The 18,132-nt window shown below is 73.9% G+C and carries 10 protein-coding genes and 1 pseudogene; all 11 read right to left on the reverse strand.

Annotation, left to right across the window (positions count from 1 at the left end):
* Positions 1-90: 90 nt before the first annotated feature.
* Positions 91-1,101, reverse strand: a complete 1,011-nt coding sequence (locus Q3Y56_RS05675; protein WP_304460863.1) for a 3-deoxy-7-phosphoheptulonate synthase — start codon at positions 1,099-1,101, stop codon at positions 91-93.
* Entirely contained in the window at positions 1,098-2,498 is a 1,401-nt protein-coding gene (locus Q3Y56_RS05680) for an MDR family MFS transporter (protein ID WP_304460864.1), read from the reverse strand. The genes Q3Y56_RS05675 and Q3Y56_RS05680 overlap by 4 nt, the downstream gene beginning before the upstream one ends.
* The gene (locus Q3Y56_RS05685) at positions 2,495-5,842 is read right to left on the reverse strand and encodes a condensation domain-containing protein (protein WP_304460865.1); all 3,348 of its coding nucleotides are present in this window, start codon (positions 5,840-5,842) and stop codon (positions 2,495-2,497) included. Before Q3Y56_RS05685 ends, Q3Y56_RS05680 begins: the two co-directional genes overlap by 4 nt.
* Positions 5,839-12,492: a non-ribosomal peptide synthetase gene (locus Q3Y56_RS05690; protein ID WP_304460866.1), complete on the reverse strand. Its 6,654-nt coding sequence runs from the start codon at positions 12,490-12,492 to the stop codon at positions 5,839-5,841. The genes Q3Y56_RS05685 and Q3Y56_RS05690 overlap by 4 nt, the downstream gene beginning before the upstream one ends.
* 1 nt (position 12,493) lies before the next feature.
* On the reverse strand, positions 12,494-13,279 hold the full coding sequence (locus tag Q3Y56_RS05695) for an ABC transporter ATP-binding protein (protein ID WP_304460867.1): 786 nt from the start codon (positions 13,277-13,279) through the stop codon (positions 12,494-12,496).
* Positions 13,276-14,235, reverse strand: a complete 960-nt coding sequence (locus tag Q3Y56_RS05700; RefSeq protein WP_304465482.1) for an iron chelate uptake ABC transporter family permease subunit — start codon at positions 14,233-14,235, stop codon at positions 13,276-13,278. The genes Q3Y56_RS05695 and Q3Y56_RS05700 overlap by 4 nt, the downstream gene beginning before the upstream one ends.
* A gap of 32 nt (positions 14,236-14,267) precedes the next feature.
* Entirely contained in the window at positions 14,268-15,290 is a 1,023-nt protein-coding gene (locus tag Q3Y56_RS05705; protein ID WP_304460868.1) for an iron chelate uptake ABC transporter family permease subunit, read from the reverse strand.
* A pseudogene (locus tag Q3Y56_RS05710) lies at positions 15,287-16,278 on the reverse strand (ABC transporter substrate-binding protein). Before Q3Y56_RS05710 ends, Q3Y56_RS05705 begins: the two are co-directional and overlap by 4 nt.
* 97 nt (positions 16,279-16,375) lie before the next feature.
* Positions 16,376-17,227: a siderophore-interacting protein gene (locus tag Q3Y56_RS05715; RefSeq protein ID WP_304460869.1), complete on the reverse strand. Its 852-nt coding sequence runs from the start codon at positions 17,225-17,227 to the stop codon at positions 16,376-16,378.
* Positions 17,224-17,463 carry a phosphopantetheine-binding protein gene (locus tag Q3Y56_RS05720; RefSeq protein WP_304460870.1) on the reverse strand — a complete coding sequence of 80 codons (240 nt, stop codon included), beginning with the start codon at positions 17,461-17,463 and terminating at the stop codon, positions 17,224-17,226. The genes Q3Y56_RS05715 and Q3Y56_RS05720 overlap by 4 nt, the downstream gene beginning before the upstream one ends.
* Complete coding sequence (locus Q3Y56_RS05725) at positions 17,460-18,128, reverse strand: isochorismatase family protein (RefSeq protein WP_304465483.1); 669 nt, start codon at positions 18,126-18,128, stop codon at positions 17,460-17,462. The genes Q3Y56_RS05720 and Q3Y56_RS05725 overlap by 4 nt, the downstream gene beginning before the upstream one ends.
* Positions 18,129-18,132: the final 4 nt, after the last annotated feature.

Genomic DNA, 18,132 nt, shown 5'->3' on the forward strand with positions numbered 1-18,132 from the left:
TCACTCGTTCCGCGCGGCGGCGATGCTTTTTCGGCGCTCTTTCGGCGAGCGCGGCATCGCCCCATCGACACGAACCAGCCGCCGAGGCGGCTACCGGCGACGGGAGGCCAGCGCGAGGGTGTCGAGCAGCGGGACGGTGCGGGACCAGCCGAGGCAGGGGTCGGTGACGCTGAGGTCAGGGCGGAGTGTTTCCGCCGCGGGGTCCTGTCTGCCATCGGACAGGAAGGACTCGATCATGACGCCGGCCAGGGAGGGGTCGCCGTCGCTGATCTGCTGGGCCAGCTCGGCGATGACGGCAGGCTGGCGGTTGTGGTCCTTGCCGCTGTTGCCGTGTGAGGCGTCGACGACGATGCGCTGAGGGAGGCCGGCTGCTGCGAGGGCCGAGCGGGCCTGCGCCACGCTCGCCCTGTCGTAGTTGGGGGTCGGGCCGCCGCGGAGCACCAGGTGGGTGTCGGGGTTCCCGGTGCTGTGGAGGGTGGCGAGGCGGCCGTCGAAGGACACGGCGGGGAAGGTGTGGGGGTGGGCGGCGGCCTGGACGGCGGCGATGGCGGTGTCGGTACGGCCCGATACGCAGTTCTTCATGCCGACCGGCATGGGAAGCCAGGAGGCCAGGTGGCGGTGCGGCTGGCTGGCGACGGTTCGCGCACCGATGGCGGCCCACGACACCGTGTCGGCCACGTACGGGGAAAGGGCGGGGTCGACGAACTCGTAGGCCAGGGGCAGGTCCGTGGCGGCGGCCTCGGTCAGGAAGGACCGGCCGAGGCGCAGACCGGCTGCCAGGTCACCCTTGTCGTCGAGCGTGGGAGCGGTGAGCAGGCCGGTCCAGCCGGTGACGGTCCGGGGTTTCTCCAGGTAGGCGCGGAGGACGATGACCAGGTCGTCGGCGAGGCGTCGGGCGGCGGTGGCGAGCAGGCCGGCGTACTCCAGTGCGGCGGTGGTGTCGTGGACCGAACAGGGGCCGACGACCACGAGCAGACGAGGATCCCGGCGGGCGAGGACGGCGGCGATGGTGTCGCGATGGCGGGCCACGGCTTCGGCTGTCGCCTGGGGCAGGGGGTGGGCTGCGGCGAGATCGGCCGGTGTGGGCAGTGGGTGCATCATGGCTTCCTGACGTGGGTTCGGGGCAGCCTCGTGGCCCCGGCGGCGGCGAGCAGGCAGAAACCGAGCACCCACCAGAAGGTGTCGGCGAAGGCCCAGGAGATGTCCGGGCCGCGGGCGGCCAGCCGGTTCTGCAGGACCACGGCGAGGGCCGCGGTGCCGACGGAGCCGCCGACGGTGTTGAGCAGGTTGAGCGCTCCGGACGCGCGGGGCAGGTGTTCGGGCTCGATGCGGCTGTAGACGATGTTCATCACGGGCGCGCCGATCATGGCCATCCCGACGCCCCGGACCGCGAGCGCCGAGACGATCACGACGTCCGGGGGCTGGTGGCCGAGCTGGGTGAACGGGACCGTACCCGCGACGATCAGCACGATGCCGGTGACCACCAGGGTCCGGGGCACGACCTTGTCGATGGTGCGATTGACCAGCACCGACCCGGCCGCCGCGCCCAGCCCCTGAGGGGCGAGCAACAGCCCGGCCTCCCCCGCCGACAGTCCTCGGCCGGTCTGGAAGTACAGCGGCAGCAGGAACATCGTGCCGAACACGGACGCGCCCAGTACGAGCAGCGCGAGGGCGGCGGCGCCGAAGGGCGGCCGGGTGAACAGGCGGGGGTCGACCAGGGGGGTGGCGCGGGTGCGCAGGCCGTGGACGGTGAAGGCGACCAGCATCGCCAGGCCCGCCGCGATGCCGAGCGCGGCCGGGAGGGTGCGGCCGTGGGCGACCTCGGTCAGCCCGAACACCAGCACGGCCAGGCCGGGTGAGAGCAGCGCCGCCCCCCGCAGGTCGAACGCCGTCCGCTGCGGTGCAGGCGGCACCTCGGGGACGTACCGGCGGGCGAGGAGGATAGCGGCCGTGCCGATCGGCAGGTTCACCAGGAACAGCCACGGCCAGGGCGCCACGGCCAGGATGGAGCCGCCGACCAACGGGCCGAACACCGGGGAGAGGAGCGGGACGACCGAGACGATGCTGATCACCCGCCCGGTGCGCTCCCTGCCCGCGATGCGGGCCAGGAGCGCCTGTCCGGTGGCGGGCAGCAACCCGGCGCCGAGTCCCTGGACCACCCGGAACACGATCAGGCTGGGCGCCGACCAGGCCAGCGCGCACAGCAGCGAGCCGAGCAGGAACACGCCGACGGCGGCGAGCCAGGTGCGCCGGCCGCCGAACCGGCCGGCCAGCCAGCCGGACGCGGGCACGGCGGCCACGACCGCCAGCAGGTAGGCGGTGGAGACCCACTGGATCTCGGTGACGGAGGCGCCGAAGTCCTCCGCCAGGGTGTCGATGCCGACGCTGACGATCGTGGCGTCGATCGTGGCCATGAAGGTGCCCAGGACCAGGATGAACGCGATCCGCAGGAGGTCCGCGTCAACCTTGGCGGGCGGTGGTGCGGTCTTCTCGCTCACCGCCGCTCCAGGAGGTCGAGCACGTCGGCGTCGAGGTGGCCGCCCAGGGTGCGCAGCAGGCCGAGCAGTTCGGCGGCGAGACCGTCGACGTCCACCCCGGCCCGGTGGGCGAGCACGCCCGTCCAGCCGTCGCCGTCCGGCATGACCGTCAGGGTCACCGGGTGGTGGGTGGCCTCGCGGAAGCGGGTCTCGACGACCGTGAGCCCGGGGGTGGGTTCGCGGAGACGGTCCGGGTCGACCGGATAGTTCTCGAACACCACGAGGCTGTCGAACAGCCTCGCCCGCCCGGTCAGCCGCTCCAGGTCGGTGAGGGCGACGTGGTGGTGCTCGACCAGTGTCCGCTGCCGGGCCTGCAGGTCGGCGAGCGTCTCGGCGAGCGTGCCGTCGAGCCGTGCCCGTACGGGCACGGTGTTGGCCAGCAGACCGATGATCTCCTCGACCCCCTCCAGCTCCGGCGGACGGCAGGCGACCATGGCGCCGAAGCAGACGTCGGCGCGGCCGGAGCGCCGTGCCAGCAGCACGGCCCAGGCGCCCTGCACCAGCGTGTTGAGCGTCAGGCCGCGCCGGGCGGCGAGGTCGGTGAGGTCGGCGACGAGGGCCGCGTCGAACTCGATGAGCTCGGGCTCCTGCCAGGCCGGGCCGGGTTCGGCGGCGGCCACCAGGTAGTCGCCCTCGGGCAGGCCGTCCAGCTCGGCGGCCCAGGCGCCGAGATCGGGCTCATGGTCGGCGCGCCAGCGCAGGTAGTCGGCGAACGGCACCGGTGCGGGCAGGTCCAGCTCCCGGCCCTGGACGCGTGCGGTGTAGAGGACGAACAGCTCGGTGAGGATGCGCGGGGCCGACCAGCCGTCGGAGAGCACGTGATGGCTGGTCAGGACCAGGTCGGCGCGCTCGGGGCCGCAGCGGATCACGGTCAGGCGGAGGAGCGGGCCTTCGGCGAGGTCGAACGGCTCGGCCAGGTCGGCCGCCATCACCTCATCGGCGGGCCCGTCGGACACCCGGAAGTCCGGCCGGGGCTCCTTGGGGATCACCGCCAGGTCGGCGGGGAACACCGCGCCCAGATTCGGGTGGCGGGCCAGCAGGTCCGCACCCGCGGCCCGCAGGGCCTCGATGTCGAGCGGACCGGCGAGCGAGAACGTCGACTGCACCGTGTACGGGTCGGGGCGCTCGGTGCGCGAGTGCCGCAGCATCACCTCCTGGAGCGGGGTGAGCGGCTGCACCTCGGCGACCGGGCGATCGCGGTCGAGCGCCCTGATCTCCGGTGCGGCGGCGGTGTTCAGGGCCGCGGTCCGCAGGTGCTCGGCCAGGTCCTCGATCTCGGCGGGGGTGAACAGCGCGGACGGCCAGGTGATCCGGATCCCGAGTGCGTCGTCGCGTACCAGGGCGTTGACCATCAGGCTGTGCGGCAGGGGCAGTTCGTCGGTGCCGCCGGAGCCGAGCGGGTCGGCGTCCGGGGCCGGCTGCCACGGCGTCTCGTCGGTCGGGGCGCCGGGGAACTGACCGAGGTAGTTCCAGGCGACCTCCGGCTCCACGGGGTCCAGCAGACCCGCCGCGGTGAGGATGCCGTAGCCGAGGCCGTCGCCCTGGGCGCGCAGCCGCTCCCTAACTGCCCGTACGTCGTCGCCCGCGTCGAGCCGTACGGGGTGGACGGCGGTGAACCAGCCGACGGTCTGGGACAGGTCGACCTGCGTCGGGCGGCCGTGGCTCTCCAGCGCGACCAGCAGCTCCGGCGTTCCGCGCCAGGCCCCTATCGCCTGGGCAAGTGCCGTGAGCAGCACGGCGTCCGGGGTGGTGCGGTAGGCGGCGGGCAGGGTCGTGATCAGGGCGCGGGTCGCGTCGGCGTCGAGCCAGATCTCGTGGTGCGCCGCGGTGGCCGCGGTGTCCCGGGCGGGGTCGAGCGGCCGGGTGAGCGCCGGGGTGGCGGTCATCCGCTGCCAGTGCGGCAGTTCGGCCCGCCGGTCGGCGTCGCGCAGCGAACGCGCCCAGCCGAGGAACGACTGGCCGTGCCGGGCCAGCGCTCCACCGGAGTAGGCGTGTTCCACATCGTCGAGCAGGACGCGCCAGGACACGCCGTCGACGACCAGGTGGTGGGCGATCAGGACGAGCCTGCCCGGACGGTCGGGCCCGGCGTCCACCCACACCGCGCGCAGCAGCGGACCGGTGCGCGGGTCCATCGACGCGCGGGCCGCGGCGACGTGGGAGGCGATCAGGTCGCGCAGGCCGTCCGTCGCCTGTACGCGGGTCAGCACCTCGGCGCCGGTCACGGCGCCGACCGGCGTGACGCGCAGAGCGTCGTCGACCAGGTGGGCCCGCAGCGCGTCGTGCCGGGCCAGGAGCGCGTCGAGCACGGCCCGCCAGGTCGTCTCGTCGCCGCCCGGCGGGACACAGATCTCCACCCACTGGCAGAACCCGTCCGCGGCGGACCCGGCGCGGCGCAGCAGGTCCCGCATGATCGGGGTCAGCGGCGCGTCCCCGGTCGCGGGTGCCGTATCGCCGTCCAGGGCGCGGGCGCGCGCCGCGATGCCGGCGACCGTCTCTCCTTCGAACACGTCCCGCGCGGTCAGGCCGAGGCCTTGGCGCCGGGCCCGTGAGACCACTTGCAGCGACACGATGCTGTCGCCGCCGATGGCGAAGAAGTCGTCGTCGGGGCCGATGTCGTCGGTGCCCAGGACGTCCTGGAACACGCCGAGCAGAACCGCCTCGGCCTCGGTCGCGGGCTCGCGGCGCGCGGCGGCCGCGGTCTCGGGGGCGGGCAGAGCGGCGGGGTCGAGCTTGCCGCCGGGGGTCAGCGGCAGCCGGTCGATCTCCACGAACGCCGTCGGCACCATATGGTCGGGCAGCTCGCCGGCCAGGTACTCGCGCACCTGCGCGATGTCCAGGTCGGCGCCGTCGGTCGGGATGACGTAGCCGACGAGCCGGTCCTCGCGCACGATGACCGCGCTGGCGCGGACGTCGGGGTGGCGGGTCAGCGTGGACTCGATCTCGCCCAGCTCGACCCGGAAGCCGCGGATCTTGACCTGGTGGTCGACGCGGCCGAGGAACACCAGCTGCCCGTCGGGCCGCCACCGCACGAGGTCACCCGTGCGGTACATCCTCCCTCCTTGCCCTCCCTCGGGCAGGAGGGGCCCATCCGGCGCGCCGAACGGGTCGGCGACGAAGCGCTCGGACGTCAGCCCGGGGCGGCCGAGGTAGCCGCGGGCCACGCTGGGCCCGCCGAGGTAGAGCTCACCCGTGACGCCGACGCCGACGGGCTGGAGCCCGCCGTCCAGGACGTAGGCCCGGACGTTGGGGTCGGGGCGGCCGATCGGCAGCGGCCCGGCGTCGTCCGGGTCGTAGTGCCAGGTCACGGAGTTGATGGTGACCTCGGTGGGCCCGTAGGCGTTGAACAGCGCCTTGCGCCCCCTCCCCAGCGGTGGGCCAGCGCGGGGTCGAGCCGCTCGGCGCCGACCATGAAGAACACGTCGGGGTCGACGGTGCGGTCGTCGGGCATCGCGGCCAGGAACGACGGCAGCAGGTTGACGCCGGTCACGCGGTGCTCGGCGATGTAGTCGATCAGTTCGTCGCCGGGGACGCGCACCTCCTCGGGTGCGATCACGGACGTGCCGCCGGACAGCAGCGGCACCATGGTCTGCCAGAACGCGACGTCGAAGCTGGTCGAGGCGAAGTGCAGGTACCGGTCGTGCTCGGTGATCCCGACGACCTCCTCTTGGAGGGCGATCAGGTCGGGTACGCCGCGGTGGGTGATGCCGACGCCCTTGGGCCGCCCGGTGGTGCCGGAGGTGTAGATGACGTACGCGAGGGCGTCGTCGGTGAGCTTCGCGCGCGCCTCGACCGGGTCGGTGTCCGGTGCGGACGCGAGCGTGGCCGGGTCGTCGAGCCGCAGGACCGGGATCCCGCATTCGGCGGGCAGTTCGGCGCCGGTCGTCACGGCGGCAGCCGGGGCGCTGTCGTCGAGCATGTACGCCAGCCGGTCCCGTGGGTAGCTCGCGTCCATCGGTACGTACACCGCGCCCGCCTTGGCCACGCCGAACAGTGCCACGGTCATCTCGACGTCACGTCCGAGCAGGACCGCGACGGGGTCCTGGGGCCGTACCCCGCGCTCGATCAGCGCGTGGGCCACGCGGTTGGCCTGCCGGTCGAGCTCGGCGTAGCTGAGGCTGCGGTCGCGGCAGACCAGGGCCTCGGCGTCGGGCTTGTGGCGCACCCAGGCGGCGAACTCGTCCAGCCAGTGGCCGCGGGCCTTGGCGGGGACGACCTCGGTGCCGGTACGCAGCATCCGCTCCCGCTCGTCGGGAGCGAGTGCGGGCAGCCGGATCGCGGGCCGTGCCGGGTCGTCGACGATCTCCCGCAGGAGGTTGTGCAGCCAGCGGCCGTAGTCGCGTACGGTCGCCTCGGCGAAGGCGTGCGGCTGGTAGCCGAGGCCGATCGTGATCTCGTCGTCGGGAATCACGATCACGGTCAGCGCGTAGTGCGTGGCGTCGGTGATGTCCACCCCGGCCAGGTCGAGCCCGGGGGCGAGCGGAGTACGCTTCCGGCTGGACAGCGGGAAGTTCTCCATCACCAGCATCGTGTCGAACAGCTCACCGACGCCCATCGCCCGCTGGATCTCGGGCAGACCGACGTGGTGGTGCTCGGTCAGGGCGACGCTCTCGGCGTGCACGTGCGCCATCAGATCCCGCGCGGTCTGGTCCTGGGTGTGCCGAACGCGCACCGGGATCGTGGTGCCGAGCTGGCCGATCATCGACTCCACGCCGTCGACTTCGGCGGGCCGCCCGGACACCGGGCAGCCGAACACCACGTCACGGCGTCCGGTGAGCCTGCCCAGCAGCAGGCCCCACGCCGTCTGGAGCACCGTGGTCAGGGTGACGCCCTGCTCGCGGGCGAAGGCGCGCAGCCGGTCGCTGAACGCGCGGCCCAGCCCGACGGTCACGCGGCCGGGCCGCTCGACGCCGGTCCCGGTGCTCGCGGGGGCAAGGCGCGTCGCGTCGTCGACGCCGGCAAGGGCGTCCCGCCACGCGGCCAGCGACGCCTCACGGTCCCGGCCCGCCAGCCGGCGGAAGTACTCCGACAGCGGAGGGGCGGCGGGAGCGGCGGGGCCGCCGCCCAGCTCGGCGTAGATGGCGAGCAGGGTGCGGCCGACCAGCGGCATCGACCAACCGTCCAGCAGGGCGTGGTGGTTGGTGATCACCAGCTTGTGCTCGTCGGGGCCGATACGGGACAGCAGGAAGCGGATCAGGGGCGGGTTCGCCGGGTCGAACGGCCGCTCCAGCTCCTCGCGGGCGGCCTCCTCGAACCGGTCGTCCTGGCGCCAGTCCAGAGCGACGTCGGCGGGGATCACCTGCACGACCTCGTCCCCGGCCGTGCCCAGGTACACGCGCAGCGCGGAATGGCGCCGCAGCAGTTCGCGCGCGGCCTCGGCCATCCGGTCCGGGTCCAGCTCGCCGACGAGGGTCGTCACGGCCTGGACGACGTACACGTCGGTGTCCTGGTCGTCGCGGACCAGGGTGTGGAAGGAGAGCCCGACCTGGAGCGGGGTCGCGGGCAGGACGTCGGCGATGCGGCCCGTGCGTTCGAGGGCGTCGATCGCACTCTGGTCGAGGTCGACCAGCGGCAGGTCCGACGGGGTGAGTCCGCCGGTGGTGTGGCGCGCGTGCTCGGCCAGCGCTTCCAGGGCCTCGGCCCAGGCGGTCTGCAGGGCCGCCACGACGTCGGTGCCGAGCACCAGCGTCGCGGCCGTCCACTCGACGGCGAGCTGCGGGGCGCCTTCCTCGTGGACGAAGCAGTTGAGGGCGAGGACCTGTTCGAGGGCCTTGGCGTCGGGCTCGACGACCGAGAAGGCGTCGCGCTCCGGCAGGCGCCAGCCCGCAGCGGGCAGCGCGGCGAACCGGCCCAGGTAGTTCAGGAGTACGTCCGGCGGAGGGGCCGACGTGAACTCGGCGTCGACCGCCGGGTCGAGGGAGCGCAGTACGCCGTAGCCGATGCCGCCGTCGGGGACGCCGCGCCGCGCCTCCTTGGCCGCGCGCAGCACCCGCCCCACGTCGCCGACGGCGGGTACGCGCACCGGGTACTCGCTGGTGAACCAGCCGACCGTGCGAGCCAGGTCGAGGTGTTCGCGGCCGTGGCCCTCCATCGCGACGGTCGTCGCGTCGCCGCTCACGCCCCACTCCCGCAGGGCGAGCACGAGCGCGGCGAGCAGCACCTCGTCGACGCCGGCGCGGTAGGCGGCGGGCAGGGTGGTCAGCAGCGCCTCGGTGACCTCGGGCGAGGCCACGGTGACCGACCGGTGGGCGGTGGACACGGTGTCCCGCGTCTGGTCGAGGGGGCGGGCGCCCAGGCGGGACGCGGAGTCGAGCGCGGCCCGCCAGTAGGGGAGTTCGTCCTGTCGCGCGCCGGAAACACCCTGCTCGGCGAGGAGCAGCGCGTGCCGCCGCCAGGACGCGCCGACGGGGTCGAGCGTGCCGCCGGTGCAGGCGGTGTGCAGGTCGGGCAGCAGGACACGCCAGGAGACGCCGTCCATGGCGAGGTGGTGGACGACGACGACCAGCCGGTCCGGGGTGCCGTCGCCGGTCCTCACCAGGGTGGCACGCAGCAAGTCGCCCGCGCGCGGGTCGAGTTCACCGGCGAGGCGCTCGGCCAGCGCGGTCACCTCCTCGCCGTGCACCTCGTTGACGACGGCGCGCACCGAACCGCGGGGCAGCACCTCCAGGCCGTCGCCCGCGCGCAGCCGCAGCGCGTCGTGGTGGTCGAGCACGGCCTGGACGCCCATGGCCAGGTCGTCGTGGGCGAGTTCGTCGACGCGCAGCGCGGTCCACTGCGCGTATCCGGCGACGGTGTCCACGTCCGGGTGCGGGTCGAGCAGGGCGCGCACGATCGGCGGCGCGGGCACGGGCCCGGTCGGGTCGTCGATGGGCTGGGCGGTGTCCTCCACCACTTCGGCGGAGGCGGCCAGAGCGGCGAAGCTGCGGCGCGCCAGCAGATCCCGTGGCCGCAGCTCGACGCCCATCGCCCGCAGTCTGCTGCTGATGGTGATCGCGGTGATGCTGTCCCCACCGAGAGCGAAGAAGTCGTCGTCCACACCGACCCGCTCGACCTCGAACGCCTCGGCGAGGACCGCACACAGCAGCTTCTCCCGCTCGGTGCTTGCCTCTCGACCGCCGCCGGAGGTGGCGGGCGCGGGCAGGGCGGCGCGGTCGAGCTTGCCGTTGGAGGTGACCGGCAGTTCATCGAGGACCACGACCGCCGCGGGCACCATGTGCTCGGGCAGCCGCTCGGCCAGGTGGGCGCGGACCGCGTCCCCGGTGACGGAGGGGGACACGACGTAGCCGATCAGCCGGCCCGAACGCACCGTGGCGGCCGCCGCCGTGACCCCGGGCACCGCGCCGAGCGCGGCCTCCACCTCGCCGGTCTCCACCCGGTGGCCGCGGATCTTGACCTGCCCGTCGCCCCGGCCCAGGTACTCCAGGCCCCGGCCGGGCACCCACCGGGCCAGGTCGCCCGTGCGGTACATGCGCTCGCCCGGCGCGCCGAACGGGTCGGCGACGAAGCGCTCGGCGGTCGCCCCGGGCGCGCCGAGGTAGCCGCGGGCCAGATGCGGCCCGGCCAGGTACAGCTCGCCCGCCGTGCCGTGCGGCACCGGCTGCATGGCGTTGTCGAGTACGAGGACCCGGGTGCCCGCGAGCGGGTGGCCGATCGTCGGCTCGTCGCCGTCGATCCGAGCGGTGGTGCTGTCCACGGTCGCCTCGGTCGGCCCGTACATGTTGCGCGCGGTGATCCCCGACTCGGCGACCCGCCGCCACAGCGCGGGCGGGGTGGCTTCCCCGCCGAGGACGAGCAGCGTCGGCCGCCGGTCCAGCAGGCCGCCGTCGACCAGTGGCGCGGCCATCGACGGCGTGGTGTCCACGATGTCGATGCCGTCGCGGGCGTACGCGGAGAGCAGGGCGTCGGCGTCGCGGGTGGTCTCGGTGTCGTAGACGTGCAGTTCGTGCCCGCACAGCAGCCACACCAGGTGGTCGAACGCGGAGTCGAAGGCGAACGAGTAGGTGTGGGCGGCGCGCAGCCGCCTGCCCGCGGCCCGCTCGGCCTCCGCGACGACCGTCGACCGCTGGTGGTGCAGCAGCCCCGCCAGGCCGCCGACCCGGCCGAGCACGCCCTTGGGGCGTCCGGTCGACCCGGAGGTGTGGATCACGTAGGCGAGGTGCTCGGGGTGCCGGGGCGCGGCCAGTTCATCGGCCGTCAGCGGTGCGCCGGACAGACCGGCGGCCTCGACGAGCAGGGTGTTCCACGGCAGCCCGTCGACCGCGCCGGCGGTCAGCACGAGCGCGGGGCGGGTGTCGTCGATCAGCTCGCGCAGCCGCTCGGGCGGGTGGGTGGCGTCCAGGGGCAGGAACGCGGCGCCCGCGTCCAGCACCGCCAGCAGGGCGACGACCGAGTCGGCCGAGCGCGGCAGCGCCAGTGCCACGATGTCGTCAGGCCCGATCCCGCGGGCCCGCAGCGCACGGGCCAGCCGGTGCACCCGGCCCGCCAGGTCCGTGGCGGACAACCGGTCCTCGCCGCACACCAGGGCGGTGTGCCCGGGATCGGCGGCGACCATCGCGTCGAAGGCGGTCGGCACGTCCAGCGGCGTGCCGGGCAGGGCGGGCGGCGCCCAGTCCGCGAGGAGCCGCTCCACGTCGTCGGCCAGGGGTATCTGTCCCACGGGCAGGCCGTCGGTGAGCCCGGCCAGCAGGGCCCGCAGCCCGGACAGCTTGCTGTCGACCGCGGCCTGGTCGCCGGTCCTGGCGTCGACTTCGAAGCCGAGCAGCAGCCCGCCGTCGCGGGTCGGCAGGACGCTCAGACCCATGTCCTCCGGCGGACCGCCCGCGACGTTGCGCATCACCCCGGTGGCCCCGGAGAAGTCGATCGCCAGGTCGAATGCCTTGAGGTTGATCCCGCGTCCGTGCAGCAGCGCGCCCGCGCCGGGCACGCCGAGGTCCCGCGGCAGGTCCTCTCCCCGGTACCGCTGGTGGTCGCGCATCTCGCGCATGGCGGAGGCGACCCGCCTGCTCAGCTCCCCGAGCCTGTCCCCGCCGCGGACGGTCACCCGCAGCGGCAGCACGTTGACCGCCATGGCGGGGGTGCGCAGCTCGGTCGAGCCCGCCCGGCACATCAGCGGCAGCGCGAACACCACGTCGGTGCGGCCCAGCATGCGGTGCAGGAAGGCGGCGTAGCCGGCGATCAGGGCTTCGCCCCAGGTGACGCCCTCCTGGTCGGCGAACTCGCGCAGCCGGGCCGTCTCGTCGGGCGTGACGACGGCGCGGGTCGTCAGGGTGCGGTCGGGCGGCCCCGCGGCGGCGTCGACATCCCCGAGGTCGGGCAGCGGAGTGAACCGGTCGACCCAGTACGCGCGGTCCTCGGCGAACCGGTCGCTGTCCCGGTAGGCCCGGTCGGCGGCGACGAGGGCGGCGAAGGCGCCGAAGGTCGACTTCGGCGGCTCGGTCCCGCGTACCAGGGCGGTGTAGCGGGCGGCGGTGCGGCGGGCGAGCATCGCGGCGGTGTAGCCGTCGAAGACCAGGTGGTGGCCGAGCTGGGTGTACCAGACCTCGCGGTCGGACAGCCGGATGACGGTGCGCGCGTACAGGGGCCGGTCCACCATCCCCCGGCACTCCGCGGCCACCCGCACCCGCTCGGCGTCGACGAGCGCGCCCGCCGCGGCGACGGGATCGGCCTCGCCGCTGACGTCGACCACCCGGGGCGGCTCGACCGGCTCGTCGCCGACCGCCTGGCGCGGCCCCTCCGGGGTGTCGTACACCCGCAGCCGCAGGGTCTCGGCCTCCTCGGTGGTCGCCCGCACCGCTTCGACCAGCGCGTCCACGTCGACCGGCTCGCCGCCGGATATCTCCACCACGTCGCCGACCAGGTAGTACGGCGAGTCCGGCTCGAGGCGCTGCGCGTTCCAGATGCCCAACTGGGCGCTGGTCAGGGCGAGCGGTCCGTCCGGGGACACGCTTGGGGTGCTCAACTCACTCTCCTTGCAGGGTGGGGACGACCATCGGCGTGTCCGTCACCGGGTCGGGGATGATGACGCTCGGCAGGTCGAAGACGTCCTTGATCAGCCCGGCGTCCACGATGTCCGTGGGGTCTCCCTCGGCGACCACCCGGCCGTCCTTCATGGCGACCAGATGGTCGGCGAACCGGCAGGCCTGGTTGATGTCGTGCAGGACGGCGATGACCGTGCGGCCCTGGTCGCGCAACCTGGCCAGCAGGCCGAGCAGTTGGTACTGGTGGGTGATGTCCAGGAACGACGTCGGTTCGTCGAGCAGCAGGTAGGGCGTCTCCTGGGCGAGCACCATGGCCATCCACACCCGCTGCCGCTGTCCGCCGGACAGCTCCTGCACCGGCCGGTCCGCCAGCTCGGTGACACCCGCGGCGGCCATCGCGTCGGTGACGGCCTTCTCGTCCTCCTTCGACCACAGGGCGAGGAGCGACTGGTACGGGAATCGTCCCCGGCCCACGAGTTGACGGACCTTGATGTCGTCGGGGGCCTGCGGGTCCTGCGGCAGGAAGCCGAGCTGCTTGGCCAGGGCCTTGGCCGGGTAGCCGCCGACCTCGCGGCCGTCGAGCTCCACGTGCCCGCTGTCGGGGCGCAGCAGCCGGACGAACGCGCGCAACAGGGTTGACTTCCCACAGCCGTTGGGCCCCACGATGGCGGTGAACGCGCCGTCGGGGACGTCGAGGCTCAGCCGTGTGGACACCACCCGGTCTCCGTAGCGCAGGGTGATCTCCCGCGCGGTCAGGCGTGCGGTCACGCTCGCCTCACCTCCTTGGTCAGCAGCCAGATCAGGTAGCAACCGCCGATCGCGGTGCTCACCACGCCCACCGGCAGCGCGACGGGCGCCAGCAGCATCTGGGCGAGCAGATCGGCGCCTTGGAGCAGCACCGCCCCGGTCAGCGCGGCCGGAAGCAGCGGCACTCCGGCCGCGCCCGCGAGCCTGCGGCCGATCTGGGGGGCGGCCAGGGCGATGAACGCGATCGGCCCGGCGACCGCGGTCACCGTGGCCGTGCAGCCGACGCCGACCAGCACCATCAGCAGCCGCAGCCGGTCGAGCCCGACCCCGGTGGTCACCGCGATCGCGTCGCCGAGCGCGGCCTGGTGCATGGCGTGCGCCCGCGTGGCCATCAGGGTCAGCAGCACGGCGATCACCGAGAACGGAATCCCCAGATCGTCCCAGCCCACGCCGTTGAGTGAGCCCGCGCTCCAGCCGACCGCGGCGATCGCCACCTCCAGCTCGGCGCGCAGCACGATCCACGAGTTGATCGCGGTCACCATCGCGTTGACCGCGATGCCGATCACCACCAGCCGCAGCCCGGAGAAGCCCCGGTCGAACGACAGCAGGTAGATCACGGCCGCGACGACCAGTCCGCCGATCACCGAGCCGGCGGCCAGTTGCGCGGACGTGCCCGACAGCACGGTGATGGCGACCAGGGCGCCGGTGTAGGCGCCCGCGTCGAGGCCGATCACGTCCGGGCTGCCCATCGGGTTGCGCGTGAGGTTCTGGAAGACCGCCCCGGCCACACCGAGCGCGGCGCCGAAGACCAGGGCGGCCAGCACCCGCGGCAGCCGCCAGTCCCAGATGACCACGGAGGGCTCGGCCCCGGTCAGTACGGCGAACACCTCGCCGGGGGTGGACCAGGACGCGCCGTAGCACAGCCCGAGCAGGCCCAGGCCCAGCACCAGGGCGACCAGCACCGCGACGAGCACCACCGTGCGGCGTTCGGCCCGCAGTCCGAGCGCGGTCACAGCGATCCCGCCCCGTAGCGGCGAACGGCCCAGATCAGCATGGGGCCGCCGAGGAACGCGGTCACGATGGCCACCGGCACCTCGCCGGTGGGCAGCAGCACCCGCGACCCGATGTCGGCGACCAGCAGCAGGATCGGACCCAGCACCATCGTGTAGAGCATCAGCCACGGCACCGAGCCCGCCGCGGGCCTGCGGGCCAGGTGCGGCACGATCAGCCCGACGAACAGGATCGGCCCGGCCACCGCCGTCGCCGCCCCGCTGAGCACGGTGATCAGCACCAGCGCGGCGGCCCGTACCCGGGCCACGCCCGCACCCAGCGTATGCGCCACGCTCTCGCCCAGCGCCAGGGCGTTGAGCGCCCGGCTCAGCAGCAGCGCGCCGAGCAGGGACACCCCGATCGCGGTCAACGGCAGGGCCAGCGGCGCCTGTTCGCGGGCCGCCAGGGACCCGACCGACCAGAACCGGTACGTGTCGAAGAGGTCCGGGTGCATCAGCCGCATGCCCATCGCGACGCCGCTCAGCACCGCGGTCAGGGCCACGCCGGTGAGCACCAGGCGCAGCGGCGAGAGTCGCCCGACCGCGGCGACCAGCAGCGCCGCGAGCACCGAGCCGGTGATCGCGCAGCCCAGCTCGCCCGCCTGCCCGGTGGCCAGGCCGAGCCCCGAGCCGAGGGTGATGGCGAACCCGGCGCCCGCGGTGACCCCGAGGATGCCGGGCTCGGCCAGCGGGTTGCGGGCCAGCGTCTGGATCAGCGCGCCCGCCACCGCCAGCGCGGCGCCCACCGCGATGGCCAGCAGCGCGCGGGGCGCCCGGACGTCCCGCACGATCACGTGGTCGTCGGTGCCCTGGAAGTCCAGCAGCGCGCGCACGACCTCGGCGGGCGGGACCGAGCGGGCGCCGACGCCGATGCTGAGCACGGCGACCGCCGCCAGCAGCACCAGTCCGCCGACGAGCAGCCCGACCTGGGACACGGCCCGCCTGGTTCCCGCCGCCTCGGACGCGCGGCCTGCGACGGTCACCGCTTCAGCAGCGGCGCGAACGACGTGTCGATCGCGTCCAGGGTCTGCATGGCCTGCCCGTAGGTCGCGGCCTCGGTGTAGCGGATCGGGAAGGTCTTCCCGGCCTTGACGGCGGGCAGGTTCTTCCACAGCTTCGAGTCCATGGCGTACCGCACCGCCTCGGGGACGCTGCCGTCGGCCTTGACCGAGTAGGTGATGACGTCCGCCTCGCGGAGCGAGGCCGGGAGCTCCTCGATGGACGGGTACTCGCTGACCGAGCGCGAACCGGGGCCGGACTTCTTGACCTTGCCGTAGTACTTCGCGCCGATGTCCTCGGCGACGTTGGTGCCCCACGAACCGCCGAACTCGCGCTGGAAGGTGCCCTTGGCGACCTCGCCGTACGAGCCCACGTGGCCCAGCTTGAGCTGGGGCAGCACCGCCTTGTACTTCTTGGCCAGCTTGGCGGCCTTGGCCTTGTACTCGGCCTGTGTGGCGTCGAACTGCTGGAGCGCGCCGGCGGCGTCGGCCTGCTTGTGGGACAGCTCGCGCCACGCGGACGGCGCGGTCGGGCCGATCGCCACGACCGGGGCGATGGACTCCAGCCGCTTGACGTCGATGTCGCCGAGCACCGGTGCGGGCACGCCGATGACGATCAGGTCGGGGTCGGCCTCGGCGACGGCCTCGTAGTTGGTCTCGGCCGCCTGCTCGCCCGCCACCTTGGGGAGCTTCTTGTAGGTGGCCAGGTCCTCCTTGCTCATCATCGGCTCCCCGCGCTTCCATGACGAGATCCCGACCAGCGGCGCGTCGGCCTCGATCAGGGCGGGCACGGCATAGCCGGTGGCCACCACGCGCTTGGGGTCGGCGGGGATGGTGATCTTGCCGTTGTCCGCGGCGAAGACCCGGGTCTTGCCCTTCGCGGAGGCGTCCGCCCCGCCCCCGACCCGCACCCGGTCAGGGCCAGGGCGAGGGCCAGGGCACCGACCAGGCCCGACGATCTACGTATGAACATGCGAAGCTCCTTGTTGCTCAGGTGAGGCCTGACGGCCTTTCGGGTGGGGCGACCGCGCAGGGGTACGACGTCTGTCCCCGGCCGACGCGCCGGGCGGTCAGTGGTCGTCGTCGTCGAAGTCGGCGACGCCACGCTTCCAGTAGCCGGTGATGTCGTGGTCGGCCTTCTCCAGCCGCAACTCGTCGCGGACCCAGCGACGCAGCGGCTTGATCTGCCCCGCCTCGCCCGCGGCCCACACGTACACCCGCTCGCCCTCGGGCACGGCCACGGCGGTCACGGCCCGCGCCAGCGCGTCGCCGGTGCCCGCCGGGCGGTCGCCGCGGTGCAGCCAGCGCACCTCGACGCCCTCGGGCGCGGACAGCTCGATCTCCTGGGCGGCGTCGGCGACCTCGACGAACGCCCAGCCCCTCGCGCCCCTGGGCAGTTCCTCCAGCCGGCGCGCGATCGCGGGCAGCGCCGTGATGTCGCCCGCGAGCAGGTAGCGGTCGTAGGCGTGCGGGACGATCAGCCCGCCGGGCGGCCCGGCGACGTGCACGACAGCGCCCGGCTGGACCGCACTCGCCCAGTCCGACGCGAGGCCGCCGTCGTGCGGGGCGATATCGATGTCGATCTCGCCCGCGACCGGGTCGTAGCGGCGCACGGTGTACTCCCGTGAGGTGGGCGCCGGCCGCGGCCAGCGCAGCATCGTCCCGTTCGGCTCGGGCAGACGCAGCGAGCCGTCCGGCTCCGGGAAGATCAGTTTCACGTGCTCATCCGGCGAGTGGGCCTCGAACCCCTTGGTGCCCGCTCCGCCCAGGGTCACCCGCAGCAGGCCGGCGCCGACCATGGCGGTGCGTACGACCTCGGTCTCCCGGATGCGGATCGGGTAGCCCACCTTCTCGGCGTGGAGGCCGGCCCGGACCTCCGCGATCCGGTCCAGGTGCCGGTGCCGGTGGTCGACCCGGCTCATGCGGCCCCACCGGTCAGCAGCGCCGTCCAGTGCCCCAGTTCGGGCCGCTCGGCCAGGTCGGCAAACTCCAGTGTGGCCGCCCCTTCGGCACGCCAGCGCTCGACCAGGGTCATGATCCGCACCGAGTCCAGGCCGCGGTCGAAGAGGTCCTCCTCGGGCGCGATCTCGGCGGGGTCGCAGTCCAGCAGCTCCGCGACGTCGGCGCGGACCCGCTCGGGCGACAGGTTCTGGTTCATCGGGTGGCTCCTGCGGGGATCGGCTCCGACAGCGCGGTCAGCGCGTCGGCGGTGGTGGTCACGACGCCACAGCGCTGGGCGACGTACTCGCACGCCTGGTCGTGGCGTTCGCGGGAGAAGTCGGCGACCGCGTCGGCTACCAGGAACGGCTGGACGTCGCGCATGAACGCCTCCACAGCGGTGGCCTGGCAGCCGATGTGCGCGTAGACGCCGGTGATCAGCAGCTGGTCACGGCCCAGCGCGGCCAGCTGCTCGGCGAACGTGCTGCGCTGGAACGCGCTGTAGCGCCACTTGACCAGTACGGTGTCGGCCTCGGCCGGGGCGAGCGCGGCGACGATGTCCACGGCCTCCGGGTCGGAGTCGATCACCGCGCCGATGCCGTCGCCCCAGAACTCGGTGAGCAGCCCACGGTCCGCGGCGGCCTGCCTGCCGGGCTGCGCCGTGTAGAAGACCGGAATCCCCCGCTCACGGGCGGCCTCGGTCAACCGCGCGATGTTCGCGGTCATCTCGGGCACCGGCGCACCGGCGTACGGCGCCAGGAAGTAGCGCTGCATGTCGTGGACCAGCAGGGCCGCGCGGGCCGGATCAGGCCGCCATCCCACCCGCCCCGCGGGCAGCTCGGCGGCCGCGGGCAGCGGATAGGGCCGGATCTCGGGCAGGGACACACTC

Source organism: Streptomyces sp. XD-27, assembly GCF_030553055.1.
Lineage (GTDB): Bacteria > Actinomycetota > Actinomycetes > Streptomycetales > Streptomycetaceae > Streptomyces.

Excerpts from the sequence above, each read along its gene's own strand:
- Q3Y56_RS05675 (WP_304460863.1), bottom strand. The coding sequence starts at position 1,101 with ATGATGCACCCACTGCCCACACCGGCCGATCTCGCCGCAGCCCACCCC.
- Q3Y56_RS05715 (WP_304460869.1), bottom strand. The coding sequence starts at position 17,227 with ATGAGCCGGGTCGACCACCGGCACCGGCACCTGGACCGGATCGCGGAG.
- Q3Y56_RS05720 (WP_304460870.1), bottom strand. The coding sequence starts at position 17,463 with ATGAACCAGAACCTGTCGCCCGAGCGGGTCCGCGCCGACGTCGCGGAG.